General features: G+C 55.4%; 12 protein-coding genes and 1 pseudogene. 8 read left to right on the top strand and 5 right to left on the bottom strand.

Going from position 1 to position 15,376, the window contains the following annotated elements:
• Nucleotide 1 precedes the first annotated feature (1 nt).
• Nucleotides 2–2,431: a glucose/quinate/shikimate family membrane-bound PQQ-dependent dehydrogenase gene (locus O1721_RS14245; RefSeq protein ID WP_032648171.1), complete on the bottom strand. Its 2,430-nt coding sequence runs from the start codon at nucleotides 2,429–2,431 to the stop codon at nucleotides 2–4.
• 346 nt (nucleotides 2,432–2,777) lie between these two features.
• Nucleotides 2,778–3,197: a translesion error-prone DNA polymerase V autoproteolytic subunit gene (locus O1721_RS14240; RefSeq protein WP_003857514.1), complete on the bottom strand. Its 420-nt coding sequence runs from the start codon at nucleotides 3,195–3,197 to the stop codon at nucleotides 2,778–2,780.
• Between the two features lie 325 nt (nucleotides 3,198–3,522).
• Between O1721_RS14240 and O1721_RS14235 the strand changes: the two genes are divergently transcribed.
• Entirely contained in the window at nucleotides 3,523–3,723 is a 201-nt protein-coding gene (locus O1721_RS14235; protein ID WP_003857516.1) for a hypothetical protein, read from the top strand.
• A 46-nt stretch (nucleotides 3,724–3,769) separates the two neighbouring features.
• Here the strand turns inward: O1721_RS14235 and O1721_RS14230 are convergent.
• Nucleotides 3,770–4,635 (bottom strand): annotated as a pseudogene (locus O1721_RS14230) (aldo/keto reductase family oxidoreductase).
• Nucleotides 4,636–4,780: 145 nt separating this feature from the next.
• On the opposite strand from O1721_RS14230, the gene tcp reads away from it, so the two are divergent.
• Nucleotides 4,781–6,442 carry a methyl-accepting chemotaxis citrate transducer gene (gene tcp, locus O1721_RS14225; protein ID WP_032668923.1) on the top strand — a complete coding sequence of 554 codons (1,662 nt, stop codon included), beginning with the start codon at nucleotides 4,781–4,783 and terminating at the stop codon, nucleotides 6,440–6,442.
• 32 nt (nucleotides 6,443–6,474) lie between these two features.
• Here tcp and smrA read toward each other — a convergent pair whose 3' ends face one another.
• Both smrA and O1721_RS14215 read right to left on the bottom strand, forming a co-directional pair.
• Entirely contained in the window at nucleotides 6,475–7,038 is a 564-nt protein-coding gene (gene smrA, locus O1721_RS14220; RefSeq protein ID WP_003857522.1) for a DNA endonuclease SmrA, read from the bottom strand.
• 351 nt (nucleotides 7,039–7,389) lie between these two features.
• Nucleotides 7,390–8,295, bottom strand: coding sequence for a LysR family transcriptional regulator (locus O1721_RS14215; RefSeq protein WP_032648168.1), 906 nt, complete (start codon nucleotides 8,293–8,295; stop codon nucleotides 7,390–7,392).
• Between the two features lie 175 nt (nucleotides 8,296–8,470).
• Here O1721_RS14215 and O1721_RS14210 point away from each other — a divergent pair, with 175 nt between their 5' ends.
• From O1721_RS14210 to uspE, 6 genes are all read left to right on the top strand, one after another.
• A complete protein-coding gene (locus O1721_RS14210; RefSeq protein ID WP_032648166.1) occupies nucleotides 8,471–9,781 on the top strand; it encodes a M20 family metallo-hydrolase in 1,311 nt (436 codons plus the stop codon).
• Nucleotides 9,781–11,226: a M20 family metallopeptidase gene (locus tag O1721_RS14205; RefSeq protein ID WP_045324855.1), complete on the top strand. Its 1,446-nt coding sequence runs from the start codon at nucleotides 9,781–9,783 to the stop codon at nucleotides 11,224–11,226. Before O1721_RS14210 ends, O1721_RS14205 begins: the two co-directional genes overlap by 1 nt.
• 44 nt (nucleotides 11,227–11,270) lie before the next feature.
• A complete protein-coding gene (abgT, locus tag O1721_RS14200) occupies nucleotides 11,271–12,797 on the top strand; it encodes a p-aminobenzoyl-glutamate transporter (protein ID WP_032648162.1) in 1,527 nt (508 codons plus the stop codon).
• Between the two features lie 9 nt (nucleotides 12,798–12,806).
• A complete protein-coding gene (gene ogt / locus O1721_RS14195; RefSeq protein ID WP_015570643.1) occupies nucleotides 12,807–13,322 on the top strand; it encodes a methylated-DNA--[protein]-cysteine S-methyltransferase in 516 nt (171 codons plus the stop codon).
• 183 nt (nucleotides 13,323–13,505) lie between these two features.
• A complete protein-coding gene (gene fnr / locus O1721_RS14190) occupies nucleotides 13,506–14,258 on the top strand; it encodes a fumarate/nitrate reduction transcriptional regulator Fnr (protein ID WP_000611906.1) in 753 nt (250 codons plus the stop codon).
• A gap of 137 nt (nucleotides 14,259–14,395) precedes the next feature.
• Complete coding sequence (uspE, locus tag O1721_RS14185; RefSeq protein ID WP_006808916.1) at nucleotides 14,396–15,346, top strand: universal stress protein UspE; 951 nt, start codon at nucleotides 14,396–14,398, stop codon at nucleotides 15,344–15,346.
• The last annotated feature ends 30 nt before the right edge of the window (nucleotides 15,347–15,376 follow it).

Here is a 15,376-nt window from a genome sequence, read left to right as displayed (position 1 = left end):
GTTATTTATCCAGCGCGTAGGCAATCACGTAGTCACCACGATCCGGCGACTGACGTGCACCGCCGGCAGAGATCAGAATGTACTGTTTGCCGGTTTTCGGTGATACATAGCTGACAGGTCCGCCCTGGCTACCCACCGGGAGACGCGCTTTCCACACTTCTTCCCCCGTAGAGGAATCAAAGGCGCGCAGGTAGTAATCCTGGGTTCCCGCAATGAAGACCAGACCGCCCTGCGTGGCCAGCGTACCGCCCAGCGTCGGCATACCGACAGGCATTGGCATGCGCATTTTTACCCCAAACGGACCGGTATCCTGAACGGTACCGACCGGCACCTGCCAGACGATTCTCTGCGTTTTCAGGTCAATCGCGGAGAGAGAGCCAAACGGTGGTTTCTGGCACGGAATGCCCAGCGGTGACATGAAACGGTTTTTGTTGACCGAATACGGCGTTCCTTTCATCGGAACAGCGCCCATCCCGGCGTTCACGGCTTCACCGCCCGTGTTTGCCACCGCGCTCTGCGGATCTTGTTTAATCAGCTGGACCCACAGACCCAGACGCATGTCGTTGACGAAGATGTACTGGTTGTTCGGATCCGTGGACAGACTACCCCAGTTCATTCCCCCCAGCGAGCCCGGGAAGCTCAGGGAAATATCGGTTCCCGGCATCGTGTACAGACCGTCATAACGCATTGATTTGAAGCTGATACGACAGGCCAGCTGGTCAAACGGCGTCGCCCCCCACATATCCGATTCTTTCAGGGTTTCCGCGCCAATCTGCGGCATTCCCACAGAGCGCGGCTGCGTTGCCGGGTACTGTTCACGTGGAATATCCGCTGGTTTTACCGGAACCTCTTTCACTTCAGTGAGCGGTTTACCCGTCAGGCGATCAAGAACGTAGATTTGCCCCGCTTTGGTGCCCACCACCACCGCGGGCTTGTTGCCCTCTTTCGTCGGGAAATCAACCAGGCTCGGCTGCATCGGGATATCGAAATCCCAGAGGTCGTTATGCACGGTCTGGTATACCCACTTCTCTTTCCCGGTAGTCGCATCCAGCGCGAGGATTGAGGTGGCGTATTTGTGATCTTCCGGAATACGGTCAGCGCCCCACAGGTCGACAGAGGAACTTCCCATCGGGATAAACACGGTATTCATCGACGCATCCCAGGACATAGGGGCCCAGGAGTTTGCAGAGCTGCGTTTGTAGTGTTCGCCCGGCTTCAGAACATAGTTCGGATCCGGATTACGCGGGTCGAACGCCCAGCGCAGCTGGCCGGTGATCACGTCATAACCACGTATAACGCCTCCCGGCATATCGGTGCTGACGTTATCCGCAACGCGGCCGCCAACGACAACCGTCGTACCCGCCAGCGTCGGGGCCGACGTCAGCACGTAGGTGGGATCTGACGCGTCGCCCATCCCTTCATGCAGGTTAACGCTGCCGTTAGTACCGAAGTCCGGGCAGAACTTGCCGTTATCGGCGTCTAACGCGATCAGCTTACCGTCGATGGTATTCATCAGGATACGGCGCTGGCATGCAGCGCCCGGTGCGACCTGCGCTGGCAGAACCGGCGTGGAGCCGGCTACCGTTGGCTGTGCCAGCGGTTTGGTGGCATCGAAGTACGCCAGACCACGGCAGCGCATCCAGATTGCAGACTTGGCGTTGATTTCCGCTTTCCAGATCTCTTTCCCGCTATCGGCATCCACGGCGATCACGTTGTTATGCGGCGTACAGAGGAAGACACGATCGCCAACCTGTAGCGGCGTTTGCTGATCTTCTGCGCCATTGCCGTCCGGACTTTCCGGTACGTCACCGGTATGGTAGGTCCAGACCGGTTTCAGGTTTTTCACGTTGTCACGGGTTATCTGGTCCAGCGCCACAAAGCGACTACCGCCAGCCGTATTACCGTAGTGATCCCAGTTCTGCTGTTTCGCATCATCTTTTACCGGCACCAGCGGGCGTTTTTCACCGCTAAACGGCACGGTCGGATGGGGTTGAAACATCTGAACAAAGGTGACGCCCATGGCGATAATAAGGACCGCGCAGACCCCCACGGCTCCTTTTGCGCAGGACGGTTTTCCTTCACGTTTACGCAATGCAGGCCAGGTGGCGGCTGCCAGCACCATCAGCCCGGCGGGTACCATTAAACGGGAAACCAGCGGCCAGAAGTCGAGCCCGGCATCGAAAAATGCCCAAATCAGGGTGCCAAGAAACACCAGGGCAAACAGCCCCACGGCAGAGGACTTGCGGCGGAAGAACTGAATCGCAGAGAGCAGAGTGATAACCCCGGCGATGAGAAAATACCAACTCCCCCCCAGGGAAACCAGTTTAAAACCGCCGATGGCAAAAAAGAGCCCCGTTACAAGAAGTATCACACCCACCAGCAGGCACCACGGGCCTAACCAGCCGGATGGGCGGGGATTATTGTCTGACATAAAAATGAATCTCCTGATTACTTTATAACAGCAGGGTTTTATTGACTGCCACGATGCTAAAACCCTGCATAACATCAATTGTTCGTGTGCGAATCATAAATTAAAGTTATAATGTAGACAAAATGTATTCTGTCGGAAGAAAAGAAAATTCACTAAAGTGCAGGAACATAACAAAATAAAAAAATGGGATATCACTCTGTAATTCGCCAATACCAGAATATTTGACCAGTCAGTTCCGGCTTATGCGATGAATATCAGGTTTGCCGACAAGACAGCCCCGATAACGTAAGATTTTTGCATGATGAGAATTAACTTATTGCCTATTAATTAAGCTTCACAAACACGATCAGCTCGCGGATTTCACGATATACGTCACTACACCAAAGATATCGAGCGTATCGTCGCTGCCGACAATAATCGGTGAATAGGCGCTGTTCATGGGGTTGAGTTGAATATTGGGACGCAACTGGAGGCGCTTCACGGTAAATTCGCCCTCTACCGCCGCAATCACGATATCGCCATGCTCAGGCTTGCGGGAACTGTCCACCACCAGCAAATCACCGTTATTGATCCCCCCTTCTATCATCGAGTCACCGGCGGCTTTGACAAAGTAAGTGGAGCTGGGATGGGCGACTAATAACTCGTTTAAATCGATACGCCGCTCTACATAATCCGCTGCCGGGCTGGGGAAGCCGCACTGTACTAAGTCGCTGAAAAGTGGAATAGCAACGATTTCACGCAACTCTGCGGGTCTGAAAAAGATCATGATAAATACCTCCATACTGTTTTTATATACAGTAGTTTTAACTGAGGTATCGATCAAGCCATGTCAGCGTAAGCGGCTGGCTACGCCTTAACCGCTTCGCTTATAACCCCCTATAGCAATGAAGATTATTTGCTTTGTAAATTTTTACGTATGGGCAAGCTTAACGCGTCGTAAAACATCACTATTAAATCACTTACTAATGACTTCTAAATACACAAAACACAACTTAGCTTCACTGCACAATCACTATCCATTGACTTTCTATTTAGACTGACGCATATTTTACAGCACAAATTAACAAGACAATTTTTGGAGGACGTTTTCTATGCCCGCCCGTGATTATCCCGATAAGCGTGTTGCTCGCGGTGTCGCAAAGGAGGCCGAACTCAGGATGTTAAGCGCGCGCATCGATCCTGCGCTGATGGAGTACATCCGCATTACTGCGTATGAAACACGGAAAAGTAAGCAGGAAATCGTGGCGGAAGCATTAGCGCTTCACCGCCAAAGAAGTCAGATTGGATCATGAACAGCAAAAGCCCGAAAAATCCTCCGGGCTTTTGCTGCCATCGGGATTACCCCACCAGCGAATTTAACGTCTCCAGCGCCTCAGGCGGCAATACCAGATCGGCTGCCGCCAGATTTTCACGCAGATGCGCCACCGACGAGGTTCCCGGGATCAAGAGGATATTTGGCGAGCGTTGCAGCAGCCATGCCAGCGCCACCTGCATCGGCGTCGCGCCCAGTGAATCCGCCACCGCCTGTAGTCCGGAAGATTGCAGTGGCGTGAAACCTCCCAGCGGGAAGAACGGCACCCAGGCAATCCCCTGCTGCGCCAGCGAATCGACCAGCGCATCGCACCGCGATTCACAACGTTGTACATGTTCTGTACACACACCACGGAAACCATCTTCTGCGCTTCAGCGACCTGCGAAGCGGTGACGTTGCTCAGCCCAATATGGCGAACCAGCCCCTGCTGTTGTAGCTCCGCAAGAGTGCTCAGCGGCGCGGCAATCGAACCTTCCGCCGGTCCGTGGGTGCTAAACATGATCCGCAGGTTAACCACGTCCAGCACATCCCGCTTCAGGTTACGCAGGTTGTCATGCACCGCCTGCGTCAGCTCCTGCGCGGAAAACGCCGGCAGCCAGGAGGCATCCTCGCCGCGTCGGGCTCCGATCTTGGTCACAATCGTAAGGTCGTCCCGGTACGGATGAAGCGCCTCGCAGATAAGCTGGTTGGTCACATGAGGTCCGTAAAAATCGCTGGTATCAATGTGATTCACACCCGACGCCACCGCTTCACGCAGCACCGCCAGCGCCGCATTTTTGTCTTTTGGCGGACCAAAAACGCCAGGCCCGGCAAGCTGCATCGCGCCATAGCCAAATCGTTTAACCGTACGCGTTCCGAGCGTGAACGTTCCGCTTTTATCTATGCTGCTCATGCTGACCTTCCTTATAAAAAATGATCCGGATTTACAACAGGTTCTGCAACGAAACCATTAGTTAAGCAATAGTAAAATTAAAGTTTAAATTCGCTACGACGATAGTATTGATGTAACCCTGCCTCTTCTCTTACGGATGACCGCCATGCTGAAAAATCTGCACGTGATTACCGGTATTATCTTTGCCCTCACCATATTCTGTCTGCTGCAAGTTGTCACGGGAGGGTTGTTCTACTCTGCCGTTAACAACGATCGTCACAACTTTCAGAACTCCGGGTTACTCAATGCCCAACAGGAGAGCCTGAGCGACAGCGTGAACACGCTGGTGAAAACGCGCGTTACCGTCACCCGCGTGGCGATCCGCTACCTGAAAAACCAGCGCGATCCGGCCTCTCTCGCAGCAATCAACACGCTGTTGGGCACCGCGAACGGTTCGCTGACCAAAGCCGAAGACTATTACAAAAACTGGCAGGCGATTTCGCAGGTGAAGGGCCAGAATGCCGCGCTCACCGAAGAGATGCAAAAAGCCTGGAAGCAAATGCACGAGGTGATGCGCTTGTCCATTGAGTATCTGCGCGCCGATAACTATCAGGCCTATGGCGACCTGGACGCCCAGCAGGCGCAGGATGAGATGGAGGCGGTCTATACCCGCTGGCGCGCTGAAAACAACGTGCTGCTGAAAGCCGCCGCCGAAGAGAATCAGAGCAGCTTTACCCAGATGCAGTGGACGCTGGCGGCGATCTTCCTGACTGTGATCGCCGTGCTGGTGGTGATCTGGCAGGGTTTACAGCACCTGCTCCTGAAACCGCTCAACGCCATCATGAACCATATTCGCACCATCGCGAGCGGCGATCTGACGCAAAATGTCGCAATTACCGGGCGCAACGAGATGGGCCAGCTGGCTGCTGGTCTGCACGAGATGCAGCAGTCGCTGGTGAGCACCGTCAGCGCCGTGCGCGGCAGCACCGATTCGATCTACACGGGCGCAGGAGAAATTGCCGCCGGGAGTAACGACCTTTCCGCGCGAACCGAGCAGCAGGCAGCCTCGCTGGAAGAGACCGCCGCCAGTATGGAAGAGCTGACTGCCACGGTGAAACAGAACTCGGATAACGCCCGTCAGGCGACGCTGCTGGCGAAGAATGCGTCTGAAACCGCCGCTCGCGGCGGTCAGGTGGTGGATAACGTGGTGCGTACCATGAATGACATTGCCGACAGTTCTCAGCAAATTGCGCATATCACCGGCGTTATCGATAGCATTGCCTTCCAGACCAACATTCTGGCGCTCAACGCGGCGGTTGAAGCCGCCCGTGCCGGGGAACAAGGTCGCGGCTTTGCGGTCGTGGCAGGTGAAGTACGGACGCTGGCCAGCCGCAGCGCGCAGGCGGCAAAAGAGATCAAAGGGCTTATCGAGAACTCTGTCAGCCGGGTGAATACCGGCTCGGAACAGGTGAGCGAGGCGGGTGCGACCATGAAAGAGATCGTCGCGGCCGTGACGCGCGTAACCGATATTATGGCTGAGATTTCCTCGGCGTCTGACGAGCAGAGCCGCGGTATAGAGCAGGTCAGCCTGGCGGTCTCGCAGATGGACAGCGTCACGCAGCAAAACGCCGCGCTGGTACAGGAGTCGGCAACGGCGGCGGCAGCGCTGGAAGATCAGTCTGAACAACTACGTCAGGCCGTGGCGGCATTCCGGCTGAACGCTCAGGCATCGCCGGCGGCTCGCCCTAAAAACGTGAAAACGCCCGTACTGCTGCGCCCGTCAGCGGCAGGCGCGAATACAGCTGACGCGAACTGGGAAACCTTCTGAGTGACAGGCGGGCATCTCGCCCGCCTTCCTGATTAGCGGCTGCGCTTGGCGTGGCGCTCCCAGTTATCTCGCTTCGCATCCTCTGACTTACGCAACGAGACATAGCATGCTCCGCTGCCGCCGTGATGCGGCTGCGCTTCGCAAAAGGCCTGTACTTCGTCGAACTCGGTCAGCCAGCGCGCAAGATAGCTGCGCACCACGTTAGGATGCGACTGCTGTTCACGCCCTTTACCATGCACGATGATCAGGTTGCGTAGCCCGTCACGTCCGGCCTGGCGAATAAAGGAATAGACCAGCTGGCGGCATTGCTCCGCAGGCTGGCGTAACAGCGTTAAGCTGGCCTGACGGGAATATTTTCCGGAACGCAGCTTATCAAATACCCCCTGCTGTACCCCTTCGCGCTGGAACATCAGCGGCTCGTCAAGGGGCAACAGTTCCAGAAACCCCAGCGTCAGAAAGTTATCGAGCTGCTCAGTATCTATTTCCTGACGCGCCCGCGTGTTGCGGCTCTGCTGCCAGTGAATATCCGCGCAGCGTTTGAGCGGCTGGACATCCTCCATGGCGTCAAGAAAAAGGGATTTGTCGTCAGGGTTCATGGAAATCCTCCGGCTACATCTGAGTGATGTACTATACCTGCGCCCGTTGCGGGTCTCAATCATCCGGGCACGGGTTCAAATAATGGCTTAAGGAACGGATAATCACAGACGCAATAAATTTAATCCAACCTTAACTTAAATTTCAGCCGTAATTAATTAAATAATTTACGTAAAAAAAATCGTGAAATCAATCACTCAACGTCCTTCTCTTTTAAGAAAAAGCTGTTATAACTGAATAAACCTGCCCAATGGATAATGCATGTAGGATCCGCGAAAGGATGCACGACTGTGTGTACTGTGGAGTCTGTCTGATGTCGGGCAGACTCTATTTTTTTATTGTTGTTATTTTTATTAAATTAATTTCCTGGCTTCCCTTCGAAACTGCGTGATTAATGATTCGGCAAGCGGTGTCTGGCGAGAATCACGACGCTGAATTAAATAATATGCTGCTTTAGGCAGGGTTTCGACAACCGGCAGCATTATCAGACGGTGCGCCAGAAGCGGATCGCAGCCCAGCTCCTGCGGTAAAATGCTGATGAAATCGCTTTGTGCGACGAGGCTAATACAAGAGGAAAAGGTCTCACAGACAACGCCAATTCGCGGTATTTGAGATCGATGGCTAAAAGTATCCTGCAACTGCTTATAATAACTTCCCCGGGGCGTAGGCATCGTCCAGTTATATTGCAGAAGCTCATTAATTGAGGTCGCCCCTGTCGCCGGATGCCCTGCCCGACAAAATACGGCAAAAGGCTTTTCGAACAGCTTTTCAAACGTAAATTCGTGATCGTACGGCCCCTGATAATAGGTATTGATGGTAAAGTCCAGCTCACCCTGACGTAATTCATTAATCATCGACACCAGCTGGCCTTCCATAATCCGGACGTTGACCTGAGGATGCTGCGCATGAAAACGCGTAATGACGGCCGGCATCAGGCTGCGTGAAATGCTGGCTCCCATCCCAATATTGATCTGCCCGGCAAGTTCGCCCTGCCGCTGGCGGATGTCATCCTGCGCTGCACGCAGCTCTTCCAGAATCAAATTAGCGCGGTGATAAAACCCTTCCCCGCACTCGGTCAGCGCGACGCCTTTACTCCGGCGCACAAATAGCTGGGCCGCCATACCCTCCTCCAGCTCTTTAATGGATTTGGTCAGCGCGGGCTGCGAAAGATTAAGCGTCCGGCTGGCGCCGCGAATGCTGCCCTGACGCGCCACTTCGACAAACGCCCTGATTTGATGAAATTTAATCTGAAATGACATAACGAGACCGATAACCGTTGTTTATCAGAGTAAAGAAACTGTCATCTACTTTAATGGAAACGGATGTGCGAGGGTAATTCCTGAACGGTTAAAACTGTGAAAAAACGATTAGTGATAAGTAAAAACTATCACAGCGTGAAGCAGTTCACATATTTTAATGATGACAGGAAAAGATATGAACGCACTGGCGCAGTACATTCAGACATTAGCTCCACAACTGAGCGCATGGCGTCGCGATTTCCACCATTTTGCGGAATCCGGCTGGGTAGAGTTTCGAACAGCTGCGAAAGTCGCGGAGATCCTCGACTCGCTGGGCTACGAACTGGCGATGGGGCGCGACGTGGTCGATGCCGAAAGCCGTATGGGACTGCCCGATGATGCCACCCTTTCGCGAGAGTTTGCCCGCGCCCGGGCGCAGGGTGCGCCGGAGAAATGGCTGGCGCCGTTTGAGGGCGGATTTACCGGCATTGTGGCGACCCTGAATACCGGACGTCCGGGCCCAACGCTGGCGTTTCGGGTAGACATGGATGCACTTGATTTAAGCGAAGCGCTTGACGAAAGTCATCGCCCCTTCCGCGACGGTTTTGCCTCCTGCAATGCGGGAATGATGCATGCTTGCGCGCACGACGGCCACACCACCATTGGTCTGGGGCTGGCGCAGGTGCTTAAGCAGAATGAAGCGCAGCTCAACGGCACCATCAAGCTAATTTTCCAGCCTGCCGAAGAAGGCACCCGCGGCGCGCGCGCCATGGTTGCCGCCGGGGCGCTGGACGGCGTGGATTATTTTACCGCCATTCATATCGGGACCGGCGTTCCGGAAGGGACGGTGATCTGCGGCAGCGATAACTTCATGGCGACCACCAAATTTGACGTGCGCTTTACCGGGGTCGCCGCACACGCTGGCGGTAAACCAGAAGAGGGCCGTAACGCCCTGCTCGCGGCTGCCCAGGCCGCCATCGCGCTGCATGGCATCGCACCACACAGCGAAGGCGCGTCCCGGGTTAACGTCGGGGTCATGCAGGCGGGCAGCGGACGCAACGTGGTTCCGGCTGATGCGTTGCTTAAGGTTGAAACCCGCGGCGAAAGCGAGGCCATTAATCAGTATGTCTTTGAGCGCGCACAGGCGGTAATTACCGGCGCGGCGGCGCTCTACGGCGTAACAGCCGGGGTAAACCTGATGGGGGCGGCGACCTCCAGCGCCCCTTCCCCGGCCTGGGTCGATTATCTGCGCGAACAGGCAAGCCAGGTGCCCGGCGTGACTCATGCCATTGATAAGGTCAAAGCGCCTGCGGGCTCCGAAGATGCCACGCTAATGATGGCCCGCGTACAGCAGAACGGCGGCATGGCCTCGTATATGGTCTTCGGCACCGAGCTGAGCGCCGGACATCACAACGAAAAATTCGATTTTGATGAGCAGGTGATGAACGTTGCCATCGAAACGCTGGCGCGAACTGCGCTTAATTTCCCGTGGACGCGAGGTGTGTAATGCAGGAGAGCTACGCTTTTATCGCCGATGCCATCGACACGCGATGTCAGACGTTTACCGATATTGCCGACGACATCTGGGATCATCCCGAAACGCGCTTCGAAGAGTTCTGGTCCGCCGAACGGCTCGCCAGTGCGCTGGAAGCCGAGGGCTTTGCCCTGACGCGGGAAGCCGGAGGCATTCCCAATGCCTTTATTGCCAGCTACGGCAGCGGCAAGCCCGTTATCGCCCTTCTGGGCGAATACGATGCCCTGGCCGGGCTAAGCCAGCAGGCGCACTGCGCGACGGCGCAATCCGCCACCCCGGGGGCGAACGGCCACGGCTGCGGGCATAACCTGTTAGGCACTGCTGCCTTCGCCGGGGCGGTGGCGGTGAAAAGCTGGCTGGAACAACACGGCGGCAGCGGAACGGTACGATTTTACGGCTGCCCCGGCGAGGAAGGCGGCTCCGGTAAAACCTTTATGGTACGTGAAGGGCTGTTTGACGACGTGGACGCTGCCGTGACATGGCACCCGGAGGCCTTTGCCGGGATGTTTAACGTCAGCACGCTGGCCAATATTCAGGCCGCCTGGCGGTTTAAGGGGATCGCCGCTCATGCCGCAAACTCCCCACATCTGGGGCGCAGCGCGCTGGATGCCGTGACGCTGATGACCACCGGTACAAACTTCCTCAACGAACACATCATTGAAAAAGCGCGCGTTCATTACGCCATCACCGATACCGGCGGGATTTCGCCCAACGTGGTACAGGCCCAGGCCGAGGTGCTGTACCTGATCCGCGCCCCGGAGATGGCCGATGCGCAGCAGATCTACGCGCGCATCGAGAAAATCGCCCAGGGTGCGGCGATGATGACCGAAACCACCGTCGAGTGCCGCTTTGATAAAGCCTGCTCCAGCTATCTGCCGAACCGTACGCTCGAAGCGGCGATGTACCGCGCATTGCAGCATTATGGCACGCCGGCCTGGACGGAAGAGGAACGCGAATTTGCCCGTGAAATCCGCGCCACGCTCACGGCAAACGACCTGCAAAACAGCCTGAAAAACATTGCCGCAACGGGGGCCGAAGAGGGAAAAGCGTTTGCCCGACGCCATCAGGAGACGCTGCTGGTGGATGAAGTTGCCCCTTACGCCATCACCGATAACGTGCTGGCAGGCTCCACCGATGTGGGGGATGTCAGCTGGAAGATGCCTGTTGCACAGTGCTTTAGCCCCTGTTTTACCGTCGGCACCCCACTGCATACCTGGCAACTAGTGGCGCAGGGGCGTACCTCAATTGCCCATAAAGGCATGTTGCTGGCCGGAAAAGTGATGGGCGCGACCGCGCTGCATCTGCTTCAGGATGCCGACCTGTTGCGAAAATGCCGGGAAGAGTTCGAACAACACATAACAGAAAAACCGTACGAGTGTCCGATCCCGCAGGGCGTGACACCGTCACCTTTAAAATAAAAAAACACAACACAACAACACAACAACAGTCCCGAGGAACGCCCATGAGTATGTCTTCCATACCTTCGCATTCCCCATCCGGTAAGCTCTATGGCTGGGTTGAAAGGATCGGCAATAAAGTGCCGCACCCTTTCCTGCTTTTTATCTATTTAATTGTCATCCTGATGGTCGCGACGGCCGTGCTGTCCGCCTTTGAGGTGAGCGTGCGCAGCCCGGCCGACGGCAGTATGGTAGCAGTGAAAAACCTGCTCAGCGTTGAAGGGTTGCACTGGTTTTTGCCGAACGTGATTAAAAACTTCAGCGGTTTTGCGCCGCTGGGCGCCATCCTGGCGCTGGTGTTAGGCGCGGGACTGGCCGAACGCGTGGGTCTGCTGCCCGCGCTGATGGTGAAAATGGCCTCGCACGTCAGCGCGCGTTATGCCAGCTATATGGTGCTGTTTATTGTCTTCTTCAGCCATATCTCGTCCGACGCGGCGCTGGTGATCATGCCGCCGATGGGGGCGCTGATTTTCCTCGCCGTTGGCCGTCATCCTGTTGCGGGTCTGCTGTCGGCGATTGCGGGCGTCGGCTGTGGGTTTACCGCTAACCTGCTTATCGTGACCACCGATGTGCTGCTCTCCGGCATCAGTACGGAGGCAGCCAGCACCATCGATGCGACTATGCACGTCAGCGTGATCGACAACTGGTACTTTATGGCCAGTTCGGTGATTGTCCTGACAATTGTCGGGGGGCTGATTACCGATAAGATCATTGAGCCGCGCCTGGGTAAATGGGAAGGCCGGAGCGATGAAAATCTGGAGACGCTGAGCAAAGAGCAGCAGTTCGGCCTGCGCGTAGCCGGGATCGTCTCGCTGGCGTTCATTGCGGTGGTGGCGCTGATGGTGGTGCCGGAAAATGGCGTGCTGCGCGATCCGATCAAACACACCGTACTGCCCTCGCCGTTTATACAGGGCATTGTGCCGCTGATAATTCTCTTCTTCTTCGTCGTTTCGCTCGCGTTCGGCATCGCCACCGGCAAAATCCGCCGTCAGGGAGATCTGCCGCACCTGATGATCGAGCCGATGAAGGAGATGGCGGGTTTTATCGTGATGGTGTTCCCGCTGGCGCAGTTTGTCGCCATGTTTAACTGGAGCAATATGGGCAAGTTTATGGCCGTGAGCCTGACGGACGCGCTGGAGGCGGCGGGGTTGAGCGGTGTTCCGGCGTTTGTCGGCCTGGCGCTGCTGTCGTCCCTGCTGTGCATGTTTATTGCCAGCGGGTCGGCCATCTGGTCGATTCTGGCGCCCATCTTTGTCCCCATGTTTATGATGCTCGGCTTCCATCCTGCGTTCGCCCAGATCCTGTTCCGTGTCGCCGATTCCTCGGTGATCCCGCTGGCGCCCGTGTCACCCTTCGTTCCGCTGTTTTTAGGCTTCCTGCAACGCTACAGACCGGAGGCTAAGCTGGGTACCTATTATTCGCTGGTTCTGCCCTATCCGCTTATCTTCTTAGGGGTATGGCTGGTGATGCTGGTGGCGTGGTATCTTGTCGGCCTGCCGATTGGACCGGGTGTTTACCCGAGGCTGAACTAAGGAGTACTGATGCTGAGATTACTCGAAGATAAGATTGCGACGCCGCTGGGGCCGCTGTGGGTTATCGCGGATGAAGCGTTCAATCTGCGCGCGGTTGAATGGGAAGAGCACAGCGACCGGATGGTTGAGCTGCTCAACATCCATTATCGCGCCGAGGGTTACGAGCGTATTACTGCCCGTAATCCTGGCGGGCTGAGCGATAAACTGACGGCCTACTTCGAGGGCGATCTCAGCATTATTAATACCCTGCCAACCGCCACGGCGGGCACCCCTTTCCAGCGCGAGGTGTGGCAGGCGCTGCGTAATATTCCCTGCGGGCAGGTGATGCACTACGGTCAGCTGGCAGAACAGCTTGGCCGTGCCGGCGCGGCGCGCGCGGTCGGTGCGGCAAATGGCTCTAACCCCGTCAGCATTGTGGTGCCTTGCCATCGCGTGATCGGGCGCAACGGCACCCTCACCGGCTATGCCGGGGGCGTACAGCGCAAAGAGTGGCTGCTGCGTCACGAAGGGTATTTTCTGCTGTAATTCCCAGGCTTTTTGTGCTTAATTTTCTTCCTGTTAGGTTCATAATCCTTAACCATTCTGTGGAATTTCAAGGAGATGGCAACACGCTGCCGTCTCTTGTCTTTATTGGGGGTTTGCCAGACTTACGTCCTTACCAAAAAGATGTTAAAATTGACCAATATCAATTAAGGCTTGAGCAAACCTATGATCCCGGAAAAGCGAATTATACGACGCATTCAGTCTGGCGGTTGTGCTATCCATTGCCAGGATTGCAGCATCAGCCAGCTCTGTATCCCGTTTACTCTGAATGAGCACGAACTCGATCAGCTTGACAATATCATCGAGCGCAAAAAGCCTATTCAGAAAGGGCAGACGCTGTTTAAGGCGGGAGACGAACTGAAATCGCTCTATGCTATCCGTTCTGGCACCATCAAAAGCTACACCATTACCGAACAGGGCGACGAGCAGATCACCGGCTTCCATCTGGCAGGCGATTTAGTCGGCTTTGACGCCATCGGCAGTGGCCATCACCCGAGCTTTGCTCAGGCGCTGGAAACCTCTATGGTCTGCGAAATTCCGTTTGAGACGCTGGACGATCTGTCCGGTAAGATGCCGAACCTGCGTCAGCAGATGATGCGTCTGATGAGCGGTGAGATTAAAGGCGATCAGGATATGATCCTGCTGCTTTCCAAAAAGAATGCCGAAGAGCGTCTGGCCGCCTTTATCTATAACCTCTCCCGCCGTTTCGCGGAGCGTGGCTTCTCCCCGCGTGAATTCCGTCTGACCATGACGCGCGGCGATATTGGCAACTATCTGGGCCTGACCGTGGAAACCATCAGCCGTCTGCTGGGTCGCTTCCAGAAGAGCGGAATGCTGGCGGTTAAAGGTAAGTACATCACCATCGAAAACGGTGAAGCGCTGGCCATTCTGGCGGGTCACTCACGTAACGTGGCATAACTCTCCCGGATATCTTATGCCAGGTCGATAAATTTTCATGATTATTGATCTGGCAAAAACTTCCCCCCTGTTTCATTCAAGATATATAGGTTACTCTTTTACTTACAGACTGTGGTGACAGTAGTAAGGAGACCTGTATGGCAAAGTATCAAAACATGCTGGTGGCTATCGATCCTAACCAGGACGATCAGCCGGCATTACGACGTGCTGTGTATTTACATCAACGGATTGGTGGCAAAATTAAAGCCTTTTTGCCGATTTATGACTTCTCATACGAGATGACCACCCTTCTGTCGCCTGACGAGCGCACCGCTATGCGTCAGGGAGTGATCAGCCAGCGTACCGCGTGGATCCGCGAGCAGGCGAAATATTACCTGGAAGCGGGCGTACCGATTGATATCAAAGTGGTCTGGCACAACCGACCTTTCGAAGCCATTATTCAGGAAGTGGTGGCCGGTGGGCATGACCTGCTGCTGAAAATGGCGCACCAGCATGACAAACTGGAATCCGTGATTTTCACTCCAACCGACTGGCACCTGCTGCGCAAATGCCCTTGCCCGGTATGGATGGTGAAAGATCAGCCATGGCCTGAGGGCGGGAAAGCCGTCGTGGCGGTGAATCTGGCCAGCGAAGAGGATTATCACAATTCGCTGAACGAGAAGCTGGTGAAGGAAACCATCCAGCTTGCCGACCAGGTTAACCACACCGAAGTCCATCTGGTGGGTGCCTATCCGGTTACGCCAATCAATATCGCCATCGAGCTGCCTGAATTTGACCCGAGCGTGTATAACGACGCGATTCGCGGTCAGCATCTGCTGGCCATGAAAGCGCTGCGCCAGAAATTCAGTATCGATGAGAATATGACGCACGTAGAAAAAGGGTTACCGGAAGAGGTTATTCCGGATCTGGCGGAACATTTGCAGGCCGGGATTGTGGTGCTGGGCACCATTGGCCGGACCGGTATCTCTGCCGCGTTCCTGGGAAATACCGCCGAGCAGGTGATTGACCACCTGCGCTGCGACCTTCTGGTCATCAAACCGGATCAGTATCAAACGCCGGTTGAACTGGACGATGAGGAAGACGATTGACCCCAAAATGAAAGCCCGCCGGTAACGGCG

This window comes from Enterobacter cloacae complex sp. HYC033_NIDB, from assembly GCF_056673335.1.
This window is presented reverse-complemented; position numbering and strand designations above follow the sequence as displayed.

Excerpts from the sequence above, each read along its gene's own strand:
- O1721_RS14245 (WP_032648171.1), bottom strand. The coding sequence starts at position 2,431 with ATGTCAGACAATAATCCCCGCCCATCCGGCTGGTTAGGCCCGTGGTGC.
- O1721_RS14240 (WP_003857514.1), bottom strand. The coding sequence starts at position 3,197 with ATGATCTTTTTCAGACCCGCAGAGTTGCGTGAAATCGTTGCTATTCCA.
- O1721_RS14235 (WP_003857516.1), top strand. The coding sequence starts at position 3,523 with ATGCCCGCCCGTGATTATCCCGATAAGCGTGTTGCTCGCGGTGTCGCA.
- tcp (WP_032668923.1), top strand. The coding sequence starts at position 4,781 with ATGCTGAAAAATCTGCACGTGATTACCGGTATTATCTTTGCCCTCACC.
- smrA (WP_003857522.1), bottom strand. The coding sequence starts at position 7,038 with ATGAACCCTGACGACAAATCCCTTTTTCTTGACGCCATGGAGGATGTC.
- O1721_RS14215 (WP_032648168.1), bottom strand. The coding sequence starts at position 8,295 with ATGTCATTTCAGATTAAATTTCATCAAATCAGGGCGTTTGTCGAAGTG.
- O1721_RS14210 (WP_032648166.1), top strand. The coding sequence starts at position 8,471 with ATGAACGCACTGGCGCAGTACATTCAGACATTAGCTCCACAACTGAGC.
- O1721_RS14205 (WP_045324855.1), top strand. The coding sequence starts at position 9,781 with ATGCAGGAGAGCTACGCTTTTATCGCCGATGCCATCGACACGCGATGT.
- abgT (WP_032648162.1), top strand. The coding sequence starts at position 11,271 with ATGAGTATGTCTTCCATACCTTCGCATTCCCCATCCGGTAAGCTCTAT.
- ogt (WP_015570643.1), top strand. The coding sequence starts at position 12,807 with ATGCTGAGATTACTCGAAGATAAGATTGCGACGCCGCTGGGGCCGCTG.
- fnr (WP_000611906.1), top strand. The coding sequence starts at position 13,506 with ATGATCCCGGAAAAGCGAATTATACGACGCATTCAGTCTGGCGGTTGT.
- uspE (WP_006808916.1), top strand. The coding sequence starts at position 14,396 with ATGGCAAAGTATCAAAACATGCTGGTGGCTATCGATCCTAACCAGGAC.